The organism is Chryseobacterium sp. c4a (genome assembly GCF_009900745.1).
In the GTDB taxonomy this organism is placed as follows: domain Bacteria; phylum Bacteroidota; class Bacteroidia; order Flavobacteriales; family Weeksellaceae; genus Chryseobacterium.
Genome location: NZ_WXVU01000044.1, coordinates 1 through 1,308, shown reverse-complemented (window position 1 = coordinate 1,308; position 1,308 = coordinate 1). Strand labels below are relative to the sequence as shown.

Annotated in this window: 1 protein-coding gene; it reads left to right on the top strand. The window is 31.6% G+C overall.

The window, feature by feature from the left end; all coding sequences use genetic code 11:
- The first annotated feature begins 41 nt into the window (after window positions 1–41).
- Window positions 42–1,279 (top strand): IS3 family transposase gene (locus GTR01_RS24410; protein WP_410492616.1). Its coding sequence is split into 2 segments (ribosomal slippage): window positions 42–378 and window positions 378–1,279, totalling 1,239 coding nucleotides; the frame shifts between segments, so codons are not numbered across the junction.
- Window positions 1,280–1,308 lie beyond the last annotated feature (29 nt).

The window sequence follows — 1,308 nt, the reverse complement described above, 5'->3', positions numbered from 1 at the left end:
TGTCCCGTCCTGAAATAAGTTGACAACTAATCGACTTATTTATGAAACATCAAGGATTAACAAGAGAAAAGCGTACACAAAAGGACTATAGTATAGCCTTTAAATTAAGAATTGTTTCTCAAGTAGAAAACGGCGATTACACTTACAAGCAGGCTCAAAAAGAGTATGGTATTCAGGGAAAGAGTACCGTTTTGGTTTGGTTGCGAAGATATGGTAACTTAGAGTGGAGTAAACCCAAACTTCATACTATGCATAATTCCAAAGAAACTCCCGCTCAAAAAATTAAACGTTTAGAAAAAGAACTAGCTGATGAAAAGTTAAAAACTAAGGTTCTTAATACGATGATTGATMTCTCAGATAAGCAATATGGGACTCAAATCAGAAAAAAGTTTTGCTCCCAACAATCTTCAAACTCCACAGACAAGGAATAAGTATATCAAGACTGTGCAGATTGTTTGGGATAAGTCGTCAGGCTATTTATCAAGCTAAGCAAAGGATTTTAATCCGTGAAAACGAATTACAGAGAGTAAAATTYCTGGTTCAGGAAATACGAATGAAGTTACCTAAATTAGGAACAAGAAAGCTTTATTATCTTCTTAAAGAACGGCTAACAAAGGAAGGTATCAAATTGGGAAGAGATGCTTTATTTGCTTATTTAAAAAGAGAGAAGATGTTGATTCGCAKACAAAAGAAATATGTTAAAACAACATTTTCAAAACATTGGCTTAGAAAACATCCCAATCTGTTGAAGGATTTGAAAGTAGAAAAAGCAGAACAGGTGTTTGTAAGTGATATAACTTATCTTAAAACCAGAGAGTCTACATGTTACTTATCTTTGGTAACAGATGCTTATAGTAGAAAGATAATGGGATATTCATTAAGTTCAAATATGAACACTGAAAACGTTGCAAAAGCTTTAAAAATGGCAATAAAAAATAGAATTTCAAGAGGTTCATTAATTCATCATTCTGATAGAGGATTGCAATATTGCTCTGGTTACTATCAGAAAATACTTAATAAGAATGAAATCAAACCCTCAATGACAGATGGTTATGATTGTTATCAAAATGCGCTAGCAGAAAGGGTTAATGGAATATTGAAACAAGAATTCCTTTTTTCTAAAACAAAGAATATTCAAGATCTAAACTTATTAGTAAAAGAAAGTATTTATCTTTATAATACTAAAAGACCACATTTAAGTCTTAATATGGAAACGCCAGATAAAGTGCATAAAAAATCCGAAGAAATAAAATATCTCTCCGGATTAAATATTGTTTAATTTATGTCAACCTATTTTAGGACGACTCA